At 71.0% G+C, this 16,593-nt stretch carries 12 protein-coding genes and 1 pseudogene; 4 read left to right on the top strand and 9 right to left on the bottom strand.

Features of this window, described 5'->3' with window-relative positions:
* Nucleotides 1–164 precede the first annotated feature (164 nt).
* Nucleotides 165–1,402 (bottom strand): annotated as a pseudogene (locus AB0O48_RS31665) (MFS transporter).
* Nucleotides 1,403–1,526: 124 nt separating this feature from the next.
* Nucleotides 1,527–2,027 (bottom strand): helix-turn-helix domain-containing protein, encoded by a 501-nt coding sequence (locus AB0O48_RS31660; protein ID WP_365069573.1) that lies wholly within the window; start codon nt 2,025–2,027, stop codon nt 1,527–1,529.
* A 78-nt stretch (nt 2,028–2,105) separates the two neighbouring features.
* Between AB0O48_RS31660 and AB0O48_RS31655 the strand changes: the two genes are divergently transcribed.
* A complete protein-coding gene (locus AB0O48_RS31655; protein WP_365069571.1) occupies nt 2,106–3,014 on the top strand; it encodes an oxidoreductase in 909 nt (302 codons plus the stop codon).
* Nucleotides 3,015–3,165: 151 nt separating this feature from the next.
* The gene (locus AB0O48_RS31650) at nt 3,166–4,431 is read left to right on the top strand and encodes a PHB depolymerase family esterase (protein WP_365069569.1); all 1,266 of its coding nucleotides are present in this window, start codon (nt 3,166–3,168) and stop codon (nt 4,429–4,431) included.
* A gap of 48 nt (nt 4,432–4,479) precedes the next feature.
* Here the strand turns inward: AB0O48_RS31650 and AB0O48_RS31645 are convergent, their stop codons facing one another.
* The 4 genes from AB0O48_RS31645 to AB0O48_RS31630 form a co-directional block, all read right to left on the bottom strand.
* Entirely contained in the window at nt 4,480–6,048 is a 1,569-nt protein-coding gene (locus AB0O48_RS31645) for an RICIN domain-containing protein (RefSeq protein WP_365069687.1), read from the bottom strand.
* Nucleotides 6,049–6,203: 155 nt separating this feature from the next.
* On the bottom strand, nt 6,204–7,718 hold the full coding sequence (locus tag AB0O48_RS31640; RefSeq protein ID WP_365069567.1) for a family 43 glycosylhydrolase: 1,515 nt from the start codon (nt 7,716–7,718) through the stop codon (nt 6,204–6,206).
* Nucleotides 7,719–7,915: 197 nt separating this feature from the next.
* Complete coding sequence (locus AB0O48_RS31635; RefSeq protein ID WP_357255386.1) at nt 7,916–8,575, bottom strand: response regulator transcription factor; 660 nt, start codon at nt 8,573–8,575, stop codon at nt 7,916–7,918.
* Nucleotides 8,572–9,948: a histidine kinase gene (locus AB0O48_RS31630; protein ID WP_365069565.1), complete on the bottom strand. Its 1,377-nt coding sequence runs from the start codon at nt 9,946–9,948 to the stop codon at nt 8,572–8,574. The genes AB0O48_RS31635 and AB0O48_RS31630 overlap by 4 nt, the downstream gene beginning before the upstream one ends.
* 205 nt (nt 9,949–10,153) lie before the next feature.
* On the opposite strand from AB0O48_RS31630, the gene AB0O48_RS31625 reads away from it, so the two are divergent.
* Nucleotides 10,154–10,846: an ABC transporter ATP-binding protein gene (locus AB0O48_RS31625; protein WP_357571163.1), complete on the top strand. Its 693-nt coding sequence runs from the start codon at nt 10,154–10,156 to the stop codon at nt 10,844–10,846.
* On the top strand, nt 10,843–13,215 hold the full coding sequence (locus AB0O48_RS31620) for an FtsX-like permease family protein (protein WP_365069563.1): 2,373 nt from the start codon (nt 10,843–10,845) through the stop codon (nt 13,213–13,215). Before AB0O48_RS31625 ends, AB0O48_RS31620 begins: the two co-directional genes overlap by 4 nt.
* A gap of 64 nt (nt 13,216–13,279) precedes the next feature.
* On the opposite strand, the gene AB0O48_RS31615 is transcribed toward AB0O48_RS31620, so the two are convergent.
* The 3 genes from AB0O48_RS31615 to AB0O48_RS31605 form a co-directional block, all read right to left on the bottom strand.
* Nucleotides 13,280–14,035, bottom strand: coding sequence for an MBL fold metallo-hydrolase (locus tag AB0O48_RS31615; protein ID WP_357255374.1), 756 nt, complete (start codon nt 14,033–14,035; stop codon nt 13,280–13,282).
* 112 nt (nt 14,036–14,147) lie between these two features.
* Nucleotides 14,148–15,554: an acyl-CoA synthetase gene (locus AB0O48_RS31610; protein ID WP_365069561.1), complete on the bottom strand. Its 1,407-nt coding sequence runs from the start codon at nt 15,552–15,554 to the stop codon at nt 14,148–14,150.
* 32 nt (nt 15,555–15,586) lie between these two features.
* Nucleotides 15,587–16,213, bottom strand: a complete 627-nt coding sequence (locus AB0O48_RS31605) for a TetR/AcrR family transcriptional regulator (RefSeq protein WP_365069559.1) — start codon at nt 16,211–16,213, stop codon at nt 15,587–15,589.
* Nucleotides 16,214–16,593 lie beyond the last annotated feature (380 nt).

Genomic DNA, 16,593 nt, shown 5'->3' with positions numbered 1-16,593 from the left:
GCTGCCGCTGGCCGAGCGGATGCCCGTCGCATCCTGCCGTTCCCTCCATGTGCGGGTTCTTGCCCCGGGAATCCGCGGGCTACACCTTTCGTCGATGTCTGGGTGGTTGGCTCGCGTGAACGACCTGGACCCGGGCGATCGACGTCACTGATCGAGCGGGCGGATCACACCCGGGCTTCCGCGGGTGCCGGGACGGGGTCGAGCGGCAGGTCACGCATCCGGCGGATCGGTGTCGAGAGATAGATGATCGGGGAGAGCACGGTGAGCGCCCCGAAGATCAGCAGGGTGGTGCGGGCGCCGAGCGGCCCGGCCAGGACGCCGGCGAGCAGACCGCCGAGCGGGATGGCACCCCAGGAGACGAACTTGACCGTGGCGATCACCCGCGACAGCAGCTCCGGCGGGCTGGCGAGCATCCGGTACGTGCGGGTGGTCACGCTGAGCACCACCGTGGACCCGGCGAAGATGAGATTCCCGACGGCGAAGGCGAGGTAGCCGGCGGTGCCGGTGCCCAGCGGGATGATGAGCGCGCCGACCACGCCGACGAAGGCCGCGATGATCAGACCACGTGCGGTGCCGAACCGGCGGGTGAAGCGGGTGGTCAGCGCGGCGCCGATGAGCGTGCCGAGCCCGTCGGCGGCGATCAGCAGCCCGACCAGGAGCGGCGGTGCGTGCAGCTCGCGCACCAGGTAGAACTGGAAGAGAGCCAGCATGGCGCCGTTGACGAAGTTCGTCGCGGTGGCGTCCCACATGGCCGGTCCGATGATCGGGTGGCGCAGCACGTAGTGCCAGCCTCGCGGATCATCGTGACCATCGGTGGCCGCTGGTCCGGTTGCCGCACCCGCCGGGCCGGCAGGGTGCGCAGCAGCACGGCGGAGACCAGATAACTGACGGCGTCCACGAAGAGCGTCGGCACCGCACCCAGCAGTTGCACCACGAGCCCGCCCAGGGACGGCCCGCCCAACTGGGTGGCGGCGAGGGTGCCGGAGTTGAGACTGTTGCGCGCCTGCAACTGCGCGGCCGGCACGATCTCGGGCAGGAAGGTCTGGTTCGCCACGTCGAACAGCACGTTGGCGAAGCTCACGACCAGGGCGACCACGACCAGTTGGGCCACCGTCAGGGTGTCGTACCACCAGGCCAGGGGGACGGACGCGATGGCGAGGGCCCGGATCAGGTCCAGGACGACCTGCATGCCGCGCAGCGGCAGGCGCTGCACGATCACCCCCGCCGGCAGGCTGATCAAGAGATACGCGAGATAGCCGGCCGCCGTGATGAGACCCATGTCGAAGGCTGACGCGTGCAGCACGACCAGCGCGGTCATCGGCAGGGCCAGCCCGCCGACGGCCGAACCGAGGTGGCTGGTCGTGCTGGCCAACCACCAACGCCAGAAAGCAGTTAGTTCCATAATGGAACTCACTATAGGGATGGGAGTGCGGACGGTCGACCCCGCAGGCCCTGCCCGCGACGGCACCTTCGCGGGCGAGTCGGGCGCCGGAGCCCGCTTGCTGCCGAACCGTCGGGCGGTGGTGTCAGGGTCGTAGGCCGGTGACGACGATCCGAACGAGGTCGGCGTCGCCGCGGTGTCGTGCGGTCGCGACGCAGCCGACGACGAGGGCCTGGACGTCGTCGGGTGTGATGTCCGGGCGTACGGATCCGCGTTGCTGCGCTTCGTGTAGGAGTTCGGCGAAGGCGGTGTTGAGGGCGGCGTCGGCGTCGGCGGGAATCTGGTAGCCGCCGCTGGACAGTGCGTCGGCGACGGCGCGGTTGGCGAGGCCGGCGTCGACCATGACGGTGAAGAACTCGGTGAAGTCGATACCGGATCGGGCCTTGGCGGTCAGCGCCTGGACGCGGTCGAGCACCACGGCCTCGATCAGCGATTCCTTTGTCGGGAAGTGCCGATACATGGTTCCCGCGCCGACGCCTGCGCGCCGGGCGATGTCGTCGACGGGTACGCCCGCCCCTTCGGTGGCCAGGACCACGTAGGCGGTGTCCAGGATGCGTTGGCGATTGCGGCGAGCGTCGGCGCGCACGAAACCCTCCCTGTCGACAAGCGGGGCGGTCGTTCCGTATAGTTAAACGGGGCGACCGTTCCGATTATAGGAGACGTCATGTGGAGCACGCGCGACATGTCCCGCCTCGATGGCGCCACCGCGTTGGTGACCGGAGCCACCGGCGGCATCGGCCTGGAAACAGCGAAAGCCCTGAGCGCGCACGGAGTCCACGTCGTGATCGGCGCACGCGACACGGAGCGCGGCGCGGACGCCATACGCCAGTTGCCCGGCAGGGGCAGCGTGCTCTCACTCGACCTGGCCTGCCTCGAATCGGTGCGGCAGGCGGCAACCGACCTCCACGAACGCGTCGAACGACTCGACATTCTGATCAACAACGCCGGTCTGTGGTGGCAGCCGGCCCGGCGCACCAAGGACGGCTTCGAGTCCCAGATCGGCGTCAACCACCTTGGCCACTTCGCGTTGACCGGACTGCTCCTCGACCTGGTCGAGCGATCGCCGGCCGGTCGGGTCGTCACCGTCAGCAGCATCGCAGCAGGCGCAGGCTCCATCACTCGTCTCGACCTGAGAAGTCTCGACGGATATCGGCCAACCACCGCCTACAACACCTCGAAGCTCGCGAATCTGCTCTTCGCGTTCGAGCTGCACCATCAGCTCACCGCGGCCGGCGCCTCGACGATCAGCCTGGCGGCCCACCCCGGCGCGGCGCGCACCGACCTGTTTCGCGACGCGTCGCCGGGATTCCGGGTGGCCAACGCGACGATCGGACGGCTGTTCACCCAGTCGCCTCAGGCTGGCGCGTTGCCAGTGCTACGGGCCGCCACCGACCCACAGGTCACCGGCGGTGAGTACTACGGGCCGGGCGGTCCCGGCCGCTTCAGGGGCGCCCCGAAGCGGCAACAGGCCCCACGACGCGCCGGTGACCCGGCCGCGCGACGTCAGCTGTGGACGATGTCCGAGGAGGCGACAGGCGTGATCTACCCCCTGCGCGCCGGACCCGTGCGCTGAGACGATCGCTCGAACTCCACCTCCGCAACGGTCCGGACCCACGCGTGGAATGCCCGGATCGCTCGTGCCGGCGACGGTTGCCAGCGGATCTCGGCGGCGTTACGTTGAGATCTCATCGACGCACGTCGACGTCGCAACGTACGGGGGCCGCATGTCCACGCCTGTCACTCGTCGCACTGTTCTGGCCGGTGGAGCCGGTGCGGCCATCGGCCTGGCGGTGCCCGGCCTCGCCGCCCACGCCGGCGGCCGCCATCCCACGACCGTGCGCTTCACCCTCGACGCGACAACGCTCGACGGTGGTGAGCAGGTCACCTCGGTCACCCTCGACACCGGCCGACTCGGGCCGATCGACCCGGCCGGGCTGACCCCCGGCACGTTCAGCGTGCACGCCAAGGCCACGAGTCCACTCCCGATCGCTCCCGGCGACCAGATCTTCAGCGAGTACGACCTGGACCGCACGGTCACCGCGGCCCGCCTCGACCGCCACGGCAACATCGTGCTGGAGTTGAGCCACGCCGAAGGTCAACCCGGCGGTGGCACCCTGGGCTACATCCTGAGCAAGGGCCGCAACGTGCGGCTGGACCTCGTCTACACCATCACGCAGAACGCCCCGATCGCCCGGCGCCACGGCTCGCCGGTCACCATCACGCGCTTCGTGCAGGGACGGCTGTCGAACCCCGAGGTGGACGCCTTCAGCTACCACGTCTCGGGCTCGGGTATGAAGTACCGGCTGTATTCACCCGACCACTCGGCTGGGCACGGTCGACGACCGCTGATCGTCTGGCTGCACGGCGCCGGCGAGGGCGCCTCGTTGCCGGACGACTACTACGACAACGAGACCACCCTGCGCGCCAACCGCGGGGCGCTCGGCTTCGCCACTCCCCAGGCGCAGCGGATCTTCTCCGGCGCGTACGTCGTGGCTCCGCAGAGCACCTCCTACTGGATGGAGGACGGCCCCCGGTTCGCCCCGCTGATCCGCGAGATCGTCCAGGACCTCGTGCGCCGCAAGCGCGTCGACCCCGACCGGATCTACGTGGTCGGTTGCAGCAACGGCGGCTACATGTCCCTGGAGATGACCGTCACCTATCCCGACCTGTTCGCCGCGTCGGTGCCGATCTGCGGCGTCGTCGAGCCGCTCGGCGGGGACGGCCCGCCGCTGATCACCGACGCGGAACTGGCGGCGATTCGGACCCCGACCTGGCTGGTCACCTCGCGTGACGACGACACCGTGCCACCGGAGACCAACACGATCCACGCCCACGACCTCATCCCGGGATCGCTGATCACCCTGTACGACCAGGTCGTCTGGAACGGCTACCGGTTCCCCGGCCACTGGTCCTGGATCTACGTGGCCCGCAACGACCCGAGCCGCAACGGCACCCACATCTGGCAGTGGATGGCCCGCCGCCGTCGGTGAGCGCGGCGAGTGCGGCCGTCCGAACCCGGGCGGCCGCACCCCCTCGGCTCAACACCAGGTGAGAGTCGAGTTGACCCGCGTGACGTTGCTGATCGTGTTGTTCGCTCCACCGCAGGGGCTCTGGGTGATGTTGGTGCCGCTGACGGTCAGATTCTGGAACCGGATGCCGGACGAGATCGGAAACTCGCTCCGCGCCGCGATCCGTATCTCACCGCCGCCCGTCACCGTCCCGGAGACCCCGGCGATGACGACGTTGTAGCAGTTCTCCACCAGGATCGCGTTGTTGCCGGTGTTCGAGATCGTGACCCGGTCGATGACCGCGCCGCCGGACTCGGACACGCAGAAGATCCCCCGACCACCCCCGGACGCGAGCACGGTGCCGACCCGGATGTTCGTCGGGTACGCGTTGCCCACCCGGCCGTTGCGGTTGGCCATCCGGAACGCCGCGTACCCGGTGCCGGCCCCGGCGCCCTGCGCGTCGACGGTGCCCACCGTGGCGTTGATCGTGTCGTTGAGCAGCAGGCCGGAGTCGCGGGTGTTCCGGGCCGTGACCGTGCCGATCGTGAGACCGTCCACGCCGTACGTCTCGACCCCGTGGGTGCCGGTCCCGGACACGTACACGGTGTCGATGCGGACGTTGCGCACCTTGACCGCTCGATCTCCACCGTGGTTGTCGATGCGGACGCCCAGACCGGCGGAGAGTCGCATGTCGATCTGCCCGAGGGTCAGGTTGTTCACGTTGCGCATGAAGATCCCGTACAACGGGGAGCCGGTGAGCGTGAGGTTCTGCACCTCGACGTCAGTTGTCCCCCGCGAGTACACCGGCGCCTGGTCGCCCGAGCCCGACCCGGTCACGTTTATCGTGCCGCACACGGCCAGGGTCGTGTACGACGGCAGCGACAACCGGGACCCCGCGCTCATCGAACCAGAGCCGCGAACCACCACCCGCTGCTTCGACGTTCGACCCGCCGAGAGCGAGTTGACCGCCGCCTGCATCGCCGACAGCATGTCCGCGCCCGAGTAGACGGTCGACGAGCCGTTACGGGATGTCCAGGTGCCCCCGCTCAGCACGGCCTCGGCGTTGCTCGACCCGCTGCCACACCCGGTACCCCCGCCGCCCATCTGCACCAACTGCCACTGCTGGTTGGGTCCGTTGACGTCGGCGTACTGACTGATCCGGCCGCCGTCGACCGTGGACCGTTCCCAGACCTCGAGGGCCTTGGCGGAGTGACGGTTGATCAGCCGGACGTGGCCACCGTCGGAGTCGAGTACCTGGAACTGCTGGTTGGTGCCATTGACGTCGGACCACTGGCGGTACTCCGCGCCGTCGGCGGTGTTCCACTCCCAGAGGTCGACGACCTTGCCGCTGTGCCGGGCCTTGAGCCGGTAGTAACCGCCGCCGGAGGAGACGAACTGGAACTGCTGCCACGCGCCGTCGTTACGGGACCACTGCTGGAGCACCGCGCCGTCCGCCGTCGAGGTGTCCCGCACGTCGAGCACCTTGCCGCTGTATCGGTTGACCAGGACGTAGGAGGCGTTGGTGTCGATGCTCGCCGCCGTCGCCGGCGGTGCGCCGACCAGGACGGCGGCGGCCGCGCCGACCAGCGTGGTGATCATGGCGAGGACCAGGGCCGTACGCCGGCCCCGACGGATCGATTCGCCGCCGGACGGTCTTGTCCTGAGAGTGAAGCGCATCGCTCCTCCTGGGCTGGATCGGCTCCGGGCGAGCCGGGACGGTGTCGACGGCCGCGGTCGTCGCAGCCGGTGGGCGGCTATTCCAGGTGGAAGGTGGCCGTGGCGCGGTCGGCGCTCGAACTCACCGGCTCGACGTAGAGCAGTCCGCCGCGGTGGCGCACGTGTCGGCCCGGGAAGTTGTGGGACTCCAGAGAGATCCCGGCGCTGTCGGCGAGGCCGGACTGGCGGCGGAAGCTCGCGTCGCCGCCGAAGAGGGCGGAGCCGTCGTTCTTCTCGACGTACAGGGCGTAGCCCCGGTGGCGCAGGTAGTACCCGGGGAAGTTCGTCGACTCCAGCGACACCGATCCACCGCCGGCGAGCCCGGTGACGATCCGGAACTGCGAGTCGGCCAGATTTGTCACGTTCGGCTCGATCCGGGCCCGGTACTCCCAGTGCCGGATGTAGCTGGTGGCCAGGTCGTGGGAGCGCAGCCGGACCGGGGTGGCCCCGTCGGGCACGGGAATGCCGAAGTTCGGGGTGCCGTCGGCGTTCCAGTACACCTTCTGGAGCCGGGTCCGCCGGTTCGGGTCGTTGAGCGGATCACCGCTGATGTCGCGGTAGTTGCGGTCGTGATAGACCAGGATGTCGCTCTGCCCATCCTCGGAGACGGTGAACGAGTTGTGGCCGGGGCCGTACTGGCCGGTGGCCGCGTTGCTGACGAACACCGGGTTGGGGCTCTTGCTCCAGGAGGCGGCGTCGAGCAGGTTCGCGGTGGCGGAGGCGCTCAACATCCCCAGGCAGTAGTTGGCGTCCGTGGCGCTGGCCGAGTAGGTCAGGAAGATCCGGCCGTTGCGTTGGACCACCGCCGGCCCCTCGGCGACCCGGTAGCCGCGGGTCTCCCAGTCGTACGTCGGCACGACCAGCCGGGTCACGGTGCCCGTGATCTGCCAGGGGTTGGCACCCATCCGGGCCAGGTACACGTTGGAGTTGTTGGAGATGCCCGGTTCCTGCTGGGCCCAGGTCAGATAGCGCACCCCGTTCGCGACGAATGTCGACGCGTCCAGGCTGAAGGTGTCCCAGGGGGTCGTGATCCGTCCCCGTTCGGTCCACGAGCCGGTGAGCGGATTGGCGTTGGCGTTCTCCAGCGCGTACATCCGGATCCGCCACACGTCGTCGGTGCGGCCCGCGGCGAAGTAGATGTACCACCTGTTGTTGATGAAGTGGATCTCCGGTGCCCAGATGTGGGCGCCCATCTCTCCGCTGGTGTGGCGGCTCCAGATCGTCGTCTCCGTCGCCGTCGCCAGCCCCGGCAGGGTGGTCGCACGTCGCAGCACGATCCGGTCGTACTGCGGCACCGTGGCGGTCAGGTAGTAGTAGCCGTCGGTGTGCCGGAAGATGTGCGGGTCGGCCCGCTGGTTCACCAGTGGGTTGGTGTAGTTGACGGCCGGCGCGGCCTGCGCCGGCCCCGCCGCCGGCAGTCCGGCGGAGACGGCGAGCAGCACCAGCACGGCGGCCACGACCGACCGTCGGCGTCGGCGGCCCCGGCGGTCGGCGCGCCCCGGACCGATGGCGCGGTGGGTCGCCGGCTCGGTGCGGGGGAGTGGCAGCGGCATCTGTCCTCCGTGCGGTTCGTGAGCGACCCGTGTGTCGGCGGCGTGACGGTGGTGTTGCGTCCAGGTAGCGCCATAATGTTGGCGTTAACATTGATGAGTGTCAAGAAAACCGTGCCGTTGACCTGCCCAGCGTCCCGCCGAGAGTCAGACGGTGTCCGTCCCACCGGGTCGATCGAGCGTCGACCGGGCGGCCACGGTCAGGGGGCGACCAGGCCGGTCCGGTACGCCACGACGACGGCCTGGACCCGGTCGCGGAGGCCCAACTTGGCCAGGATCCGGGCGACATGCGTCTTCACTGTCGCCTCCGACAGGTGCAGGCGGCCGGCGAGTTCGGCGTTGCTCAGGCCGTGCGCCAGCAGACCCAGCACCTCCATCTCACGCGGGGTCAGAGCGGCCAGGTCCCGGTGGATGGCCGGCGGGTCGGTGTCGCGCTGGGCGAACCGTTGCACCAGCCGCCTGGTGATCGCCGGCGCCAGCAGCGCGTCACCGGTGCGGACCAGCCGGACCGCACCCACCAGATGCTCCGGGGTGACGTCCTTGAGCAGGAAGCCGCTCGCTCCCGCGGTGAGGGCCGCGTACACGTACTGGTCGAGGTCGAATGTCGTGAGCATGATGATGCGCGGTGCCTCGCCGACGCCGGCGAGGATCTGGCGGGCGGCCGCGAGACCGTCCAGGTCGGGCATCCGGATGTCCATCAGGACCACGTCGGGCCGGTGCCGGTGGACCGCCTCGACGGCCTCGACCCCGGTCGTCGCCTCGGCGACCACGTCGATCCCGTCGGCGGTCAGGATCATCCGGAACCCGGCCCGGACCAACGCCTGGTCGTCAGCGACCACCACCCGCAGCGCTGCGGTCATGCCGTGCCCCCCAGAGGTGTGCCCGCCCGGCCGTCGCCCGCGACGTCGTCGATCAGGGCATTGTCCACCGGGATCAGGGCCTGGACCCGGTATCCGCCGGTGAGTCGTGGACCCGCCTGCACCGTGCCCCCGTAGACCGCCAGTCGCTCGCGCAGACCGATCAGCCCGCGCCCGGTGCCGGTGCCGGCGGTCACGCCGGCTCGGCCGCCGGTGTCGGTCACCTCGACCCGCAGGTGCGTCCCGGCATAGTCGACGAGCACGCGCACGGATGCGCCGGCAGCGTGTTTGACGGCGTTCGTCAACGCCTCCTGCACCAGTCGGTACACGGTCAGCTCGATGCCGGACGGCAGCGGCCCCCGCTGCCCGCGCACCACCAGCTCGACCTCGACCCCGGAGTCGCGCACCCGCCGCACCAGTGCGTCCAGCCCATCGAGGCCGGGCTGCGGAGCCAGGTCGGCGGCGCCCTCCTGCCCCAGGACGTCGCCGTCCATCGTGAGCAGCCCCATCACGTGCCGCAGCTCGGTCATCGCCGCCCGGCCGCCGGCTTCGACCGCGAGCAGCGCCGCCCGGGCGTCCTCGGGCCTGGACTCCATCACCTTGCGGGCCGCGCCGGCCTGGATCACCATCACGCTGACGTTGTGGGTCACCACGTCGTGCAGCTCGCGGGCGATCCGGGCACGTTCGACCTCCGTCGCCCGGCGCAGCGCCTCGACCTGCTCGTGCTCCATGGCCGACATCCGCGCCCGGCCCTCGTCGGCGTGCTCCTTCCACCGGCGTAGCCCGTCGGCCGCCACCGCGATCGGCAGCAGGATCAGGAACGGCACGGCGCTGTCGGACACCGAGCTGGCGTCCGACTGCAACCCGGCGTGCAGAATCGCGGCCGCCGGCAGGCTGGCCAACGCCAGGATCTTGTACGGGCTGAAGACCGCGGCGCTGTAGCCGGCCACCACGCAGGCGAAGAAGGACAGCCGCAGCGCGGCCGGATTGTCGTCGACCAGCCCGGCGCTGGCCAGCACCACCCAGAGCGTCCCCAGCGGGTACCGGCGGCGAAACAGCAACGGCAGGACGACGAGCATGAGCAGCGCCGCCGTCCAGCCGGTGCCGTCGTCCTCGACCGGCAGGAAGGGTGGCCACACCGGGTCGGGTGGCACCGGCGGACCCGGCCAGAGCTCGCCCCGCTCGAACACGATGCGGTGCTCCGCCGGCCGGTCATCGACACCCCTGTCCGCCTGGATGGCGAGGAGACCGAGCCCGAGCGCCAACAGCGCGTCGAACAGCTGCCCCCGGCGCGACAACGGTGGCAGCTGGCCGACCGGACGCGCCAGGGACCGGATGTGCGACCACAGCCGGATCACCACCGCACGCCACGTCATCGGTTCATTCTCGGTGCCGACCGCGCCGCTGCCTATCCGCCTGGCGAGCGGTGTCGCTACATCGCACGCCTACGTCGCAGGGATGACGCCGCCGCCGCTCATCCCGACGCGGTACCGAAGATGCCTCTCGCTGCCGATGTGTCCGACTCGTCCCCGCCCCTAGCGTCAGCCTCGCCAGCCCACCATCACCTGAGGAGACGGGGACATGACCACACCGCTTATCGAGTTGCACGAGGTGACACGCCGGTACGACGAAGGGCCACCGGCGCTGCGCGAGGTGTCGTTGAGCGTCGCGCCCGGCGAGGCGGTGGCGATCCTCGGCCCGTCCGGCAGCGGCAAGTCGACGATGTTGAACCTGGTGGCCGGGCTGGACCGGCCGAGCGCCGGCACGGTCACCGTCGACGGGGTGCGCGTCGACCAGCTCGGCGAGGCGGCCTCCGCCCGGTACCGGAGGACCCGGATCGGCCTGGTGTTCCAGTTCTTCAACCTCCTCGACGACCTGACCGTCGCCGACAACGTCGTGCTGCCGGCACAGCTCGCCGGAATGGGCCGTGGCACCGCCCAGCGTCGGGCGACCGAGCTGCTCGGCCGGCTCGGCGTCGACCGACACGCCGGGGCGTACCCCGGGAGGCTCTCCGGCGGTGAACGGCAGCGCGTCGCCGTCGCCCGCGCGCTGATGAACCGGCCGCCGCTGCTGCTGGCCGACGAGCCGACCGGGGCGTTGGACACCGCCTCCGGCGAGGAGGTCATGCGGCTGCTGACCGAACTGCACGCCGACGGCCAGACCATCATCCTGGTCACCCACGACCTGGTCCTCGCCGAGAGGTGCGCCACCCGGACCGTCCAGCTCCTCGACGGGCAGGTCGCCGCCGACACCGCGCTGGAGCGGACCCGATGAGCGCGCTGGCTCGGGTGGTCCGCGCCGGGGTTGGGCGGCGACGCGTACAGACGGTCGTGATCGGTCTGGTGGTGATGATCGCGGTGACCTCGGCCGTCCTCGGCGGTTCGCTGATGGTGGCCTCCCGGGGACCCTTCGACCGGGCCTTCAGCCAGCAGCAGGGCGCGCACCTCGCCGCCCAGTTCGACGCGGACGCGGTCACGGAGGCGCAGTTGGCCGCCTCCGCGAGCGCCGCCGGGGTCGCCGGGTCGGCGGGACCGTTCCCGAACGCGGAGCTGAACCTGAGCAGCCCGATGGGTAACCCGGTGCCCCCGCTGACCGTCGTCGGGCGTGCCGAGCCGGGCGGCGCGGTCGACCGGGTCGACGTCATCGACGGCCGGTGGGCGACCGGGCCGGGGGAGATCGTGCTGGCCACGGGGGAGCGCCTGCGGTTGCCACCGCAGGTGCTCGGCCAGCGGTGGACGGTGTCCGACGCGCCGGGCAGCCCGACGGTGACCGTCGTCGGGCTCGCCCGGTCGGCCAGCCAGACCGCCGACGCCTGGACCAACCCGGCGCAGCTGGCGGCCTGGACGGGTCCCGACGGCCCCCGCGCCTACCAGATGCTCTACCGCTTCACCGAGGCCGGCACGGCGGCACAGGTCCAGGCCGGTCGGACCGCGGTGCAGGCGTCCGTCCCGGCCGCCGCGCTCGACAGCGCCGTGTCGTGGCTCGACATCCGCCGGGAGGCGACCGGCGAGACCGTCCTGCTGGTGCCGTTCCTGATCGCCTTCGGCATGCTGGGCGTGGTCATGGCGGTGCTGATCATCGGCAACGTCATCGCCGGCGCGGTCTCCACCGCCACCCGCCGGATCGGCATCCTCAAGGCGCTCGGCTTCACGCCAGCCCAGGTGGTCCGGGCGTACGTGGGGCAGGCGCTCGTTCCGGCCACCGTCGGTGCGGCGCTCGGCGTGGTCGCCGGCAACCTCCTGACCGTGCCGATCCTCGCCCAGACCAATCAGATCTACGGTACGAGCGACAACGGGGTCGCGCTCTGGGTCGACGCGGTCGTGGCCGGCGGCGCGCTCACCCTCGTGGCGGTGACCGCCCTGGCCGCCGCGGCGCGGGCCGGCCGGTTGCGCAGCGTCGACGCGCTCGCCGTCGGGCGTACCCCCCGGCCCGGCCGCGGTCGATGGGCGGCCCGCCTGACCAGCCGGCTGCCGATCTCCCGGCCGGTGTCACTCGGCCTGGCCCACCCCTTCGCCCGACCGGTACGAGCGGTGAGCATCGTCGCCGCGATCGCGTTCGGCGCGGCCGCGGTCACCTTCGCGGTCGGTCTCGGTACGTCGCTCAACCGGATCCAGGAGGTCGAGGACATCGCCGACGTCCAGGTCGGGCAGCCGCACCAAGGGCCGAGGGGAGGGCCGCCGGGTCCGGGGCAACCGCGGGGTCCGGTGCAGCCGCAGTCGTTCGGCGACCCGGCCGCCATCGAGCGGGTGATCACCGACCAGACGGGCACCGACGGGTACCTGGGCATGGCCCGCAGCGACATCACCGCCGGGGGGATCACCGGTGAGCTGGAGGCGGTCGCCGTCACCGGGCCGGACGCGGCGCGCTACTACCGGATGGTGTCGGGCACCTGGCTGACCGGCCCGGCGCAGATCGTCGTCTCGACGCCGTTCCTGACCGCTGCCGGCAAACAGGTGGGTGACCGCATCGTGCTGACCGACAAGGGCGTCGACATCCCCGTCACGATCGTCGGTGAGGCGTTCAACATCGACGACGACGGTATGCAGGTCGTCACCGATATCGCCACCCTGTGGGCGGCCGAGCCGGAGCTGGCGCCGTCGATGTACTACGTCACGGTGGCGTCCGGCACCGACGCCCGGGCGTACGCCACGGCGTTGACGGCGGCTCTGGAGCCGCTCGGCGCGGTGGCGGACGGCCTCAGCCACGAGCCCGACGAGATGATCATCATTATCAACGCGTTGACCGGACTGCTCAGCCTCCTGCTGATGGTCGTCGCCGGTCTCGGCGTGCTGAACACGGTCGTCCTGGAGACCCGGGAACGCGTCCACGACCTGGGCGTGCACAAGGCGCTCGGGATGACGCCCCGGCAGACCACGGCGATGGTCATCGCCTCGGTCGTGGTCACCGGCCTGGTCGGCGGCGCGGTCGGTGCGGGGGTCGGCGTGCTGCTGCAACGCACGGTCATCACCGAGATGGCGAGCAGCGTGGGCTTCCGCCTGCCGGGCGCGGTCCTGGACGTGTACGGGTCGGTCGACCTGCTGCTCTTCGGGCTCGGCGGGCTGGTCATCGCCGTGATCGGTGCCCTGCTGCCGGCCGGCTGGGCGGCGAGGACCCGGGTCGCGGTGGCGCTGCGGACCGAGTGACGAAAACAAGCCGCCGCTCACGGAACCCGTCCGTGAGCGGCGGTCACCCGCCCACGCCGGGAACTCAGATGGTGGCCGTGTCGCCGGGTCGCAGGTCGACGAGCAGTTGGCGCGACCCCGCCTCCTCGAAGGCACGCACGACGTCGTCGGCGCCCTGGGTGTAGTGCGCCCAGCCGTGCTGGTGGACCGGGACCACCGCCCGCACACCGAGCAGGGCCGCCGCCCGGGCCGCCAGTTCCGCGGTCAGGGTGAGGAACCCCTCGCCGCGGGCCGCGATGTAGGCCGCGCCCAGGTTGAGGATCGCGACCTCGATCGCCGGGAACCGCTCCGCGATCACCGCCACGACGTCCACCGACGCGTTGTCACCGCTGACGTAGACCGTGGGCCAGCCACTCGCCTCCAGCACGAAGCCGATCACCGGGCCGTTGACCACACCGATCTCCGGCGTGCCGTGCAGCGCCGGAACCGCCGTGACGCGCAGGTCGCCGACGTCGGCGTGCTCGAACGGCCGAAGACCGACCGCGTCGGGGCCGAGCTTCGGCGCCCCCGCGGCCGTGGTGAGCACCCGGCGGGCCTGCCGCGCGTACTCCCGGCCGGAGATGTCGAGGTTGTCGAGGTGGTGCTCGTGCGACACGAGCACCAGGTCGGCCTGGCCGAGGTCCGCGGGCGAGACGCTCGGGCCGACCAGCTTGGTCGCGGTGACCGTCCCGTAGTGGTACGTCTGCGGATCGTCGAAGGTCGGATCCAGCACGACGCGCGAGCCCGCATAGTCGAGGACGGCCGTCGGCCCGCCAATGGCGCGTACGGTCAGCTCGTTCATGGTGCTCTCCCTGGTCTCCGGTGGCACCCGCGGTCGTCCGCGCGAGGTGCGCGACTCGGCGTTCCCACTTTTCGGCCGGGAACGCCTCGACCTCGCGGCGGCCGGTGGGGGATCAGTCCGCCCGGAGCCGGCTCTTCTGCACCTTGCCGAGCGCGTTGCGGGGCAGGGCCTCGACCACCCGCACCTGCCGGGGACGCTTGTGGGTCGACAGCTGGCGGGCCACGAACTCGATCAGTTGCGCCTCGTCGATCCCGTCACCCACGACGTACGCCGTCACCTGTTGGCCGAGGTCGGGGTGCGGAGTGCCCACCACCGCGGCCTCCCGGACCCCCGGATGCGCCAGCAGCGCGTCCTCCACCTCCCCGGCGCCGATCCGGTAGCCGCCGCTCTTGATCAGATCGGTGGCTGCCCGGCCGACGATGCGATGCCAGCCGTCCGGACCGATGGTGGCCACGTCGCCGGTGCGGAACCAGCCGTCCGCGGTGCGGGTGGCGGCGTCCGCGTCGGGCCGGTTCAGGTACCCGTCGAAGAGGGTCGGGCCGCACACCTCCAGCTCGCCCATCGCCACCCCGTCGGTGGGCAGGGGGCGGCCCTGCTCGTCCACGATCCGGGTGCGTACTCCCGGCAACGGCAGACCGACGGCGCCGGGGCGACGGGGGCCGTCGGCGGTGGCGCTCACCGTGATCAACGTTTCGGTCATCCCGTAGCGTTCGACGATCTGGTGGCCGGTGAGCCTGGTCAGGTCGGCGAAGACGGTCGCGGGCAGGGCGGCGCTGCCCGACACCAGCAGCCGCGCGGCGCGTAGGGCTCGGGCCGAGGGCTCGTCGGCGGCGATCCTGGACCAGATGGTGGGGACACCGAAGAAGAGGGAGCCGCCCGCCGCCGCGTACCGCTGGGGGCGGGGCTGGCCCACGTGGTGCAGCCGGCTGCCCACCCGCAGGGGGCCGAGCACGCCGAGCACCAGACCGTGTACGTGGAACAGCGGCAGGCCGTGCACGAGCAGGTCGTCAGGTGTCCACTGCCAGGCCGCGGCCAGCCCGTCGAGGCAGGCGGCGATGGCGCGGCGGGAGAGCGTCACTCCCTTCGGCGCGCCGGTGGTGCCGCTGGTGTAGAGAATCAGCGCGATGCCGGCCGGATCCGGCTCCGGATGGTTGGTGTCCGAGCCTCGTCCCAGGTCGATCGGAATTGTCGGTAGCCCCTCGGGTGCCTCCCGGCGTTCGCCGTGAGCCGGCACGAGCATCGCTCCGGGTGCCGAGTCACGCAGGATGTGCTCACGTTCCATCGGGCCGGCGTCCGGCGGCACCGGTATCACCGCGGACCCGGCCAGCAGCGCGCCGACGACACCGACAACCGTGTGCAGGCTGGCGGTCGCGTCGACGGCGACACGCTCCACCCCGCGCAGGTCGTCGGCCACCGCGGCGGCGAGACGCCGCAACTGGACCCACGACGTCGCCTGGTCGTCGATCCGGATCGCATCCGGACGCTCGTCGCCCGACGAAACCAGCCATCTCAGCAGCACAGGCGTGGACCCTTCTCGTCGTCCCTCGCGGGTCAGCCGGTGGTGCCGAGCTGTCGCCAGGTCGAGGTGATGGCGGTTTCCAGTTCGGCGCGCAGCTGCTGCGGATCGGCGGCCAGCCGGGCCGCGACCGTGGCATCGGAGTAGAGCATGGTGATCGCGCCGACCAGGGCACCCACCATGGCACCGACGAGCGCCGAGGCGGCTACCGGGTCCAGAGTGTCGGGATAGGCGTCGAGCAGAGCCCGGACGATCTCGCGTTGACCCTCCAACACCTTGCGCACGGCACCGGCTCGCAGTGCCGGTGTCTGGAGGATCAGGTCGGCGCGAACCCGCTCGGACTGGCCCATCAGGTCGGTGTCGGCGTGGAGTACCGAGTGGAACGCCCGGAGCAGCAGGTGCGCGGGGGTCTCGTCCGGACCGGGGTGCGCCAGCACGGCGGTGAGAATCTCCAGCTTGAGCGGGGGATCGTCAAACAGCACGTCCTCTTTGCTGGCGAAGTGGACGAAGAAGGTGCGGGGCGAGACGTCGGCGGCGGCCGTCACGTCGGCGATGGTGGTCTCGTCGTATCCCCTGCTGGCGAACAGGGCGATCGCCGCGTCGACGAGCGCCTGTCTGGTGCGCGCCTTCTTCCGCTCGCGAAGGCCCATGTTGCCCGTCATCGCTGCATCTTACAACCTGAACGTTGCAGCCAATGCAATCTTACGTTCGCTGTCGTCCTCTTCGGACTCTTCGTGAACGGCGAGGCGTTGTGCATTCGCGGTCGACGGCCCGGCGTCGATGGCTGTGTTGGTGTGGCCCGGGACCCTGGGTCTGCGACGGGCGAGTACAACAAAAGGCAGGGAGATCAGACTCCCTGCCACTTCTAACTTATACCGTACCGGGGGGCTTGCGGCAAGACCCGGGTCGTGCCGCAGAATCGGCGGCCGGACGCGGCGGCGACGACAAATCGGGGGCGGGACGTGGGTGTGTGGTCGTTGTACGGGGGGCGGGTCCACCGCGATCCGCGGGTGGGGTCAGCGGTGCGCCGGAGCGCGGCTGC

The organism is Micromonospora sp. NPDC085948 (genome assembly GCF_040686315.1).
Lineage (GTDB): Bacteria > Actinomycetota > Actinomycetes > Mycobacteriales > Micromonosporaceae > Micromonospora.
This window is presented reverse-complemented; position numbering and strand designations above follow the sequence as displayed.

Coding starts and splice junctions, on each gene's coding strand:
- AB0O48_RS31620 (WP_365069563.1), top strand. CDS start 10,843: ATGAGCGCGCTGGCTCGGGTGGTCCGCGCCGGGGTTGGGCGGCGACGC.
- AB0O48_RS31635 (WP_357255386.1), bottom strand. CDS start 8,575: ATGACCGCAGCGCTGCGGGTGGTGGTCGCTGACGACCAGGCGTTGGTC.
- AB0O48_RS31625 (WP_357571163.1), top strand. CDS start 10,154: ATGACCACACCGCTTATCGAGTTGCACGAGGTGACACGCCGGTACGAC.
- AB0O48_RS31605 (WP_365069559.1), bottom strand. CDS start 16,213: ATGACGGGCAACATGGGCCTTCGCGAGCGGAAGAAGGCGCGCACCAGA.
- AB0O48_RS31650 (WP_365069569.1), top strand. CDS start 3,166: ATGTCCACGCCTGTCACTCGTCGCACTGTTCTGGCCGGTGGAGCCGGT.
- AB0O48_RS31640 (WP_365069567.1), bottom strand. CDS start 7,718: ATGCCGCTGCCACTCCCCCGCACCGAGCCGGCGACCCACCGCGCCATC.
- AB0O48_RS31645 (WP_365069687.1), bottom strand. CDS start 6,048: ATGATCACCACGCTGGTCGGCGCGGCCGCCGCCGTCCTGGTCGGCGCA.
- AB0O48_RS31630 (WP_365069565.1), bottom strand. CDS start 9,948: ATGACGTGGCGTGCGGTGGTGATCCGGCTGTGGTCGCACATCCGGTCC.
- AB0O48_RS31615 (WP_357255374.1), bottom strand. CDS start 14,035: ATGAACGAGCTGACCGTACGCGCCATTGGCGGGCCGACGGCCGTCCTC.
- AB0O48_RS31655 (WP_365069571.1), top strand. CDS start 2,106: ATGTGGAGCACGCGCGACATGTCCCGCCTCGATGGCGCCACCGCGTTG.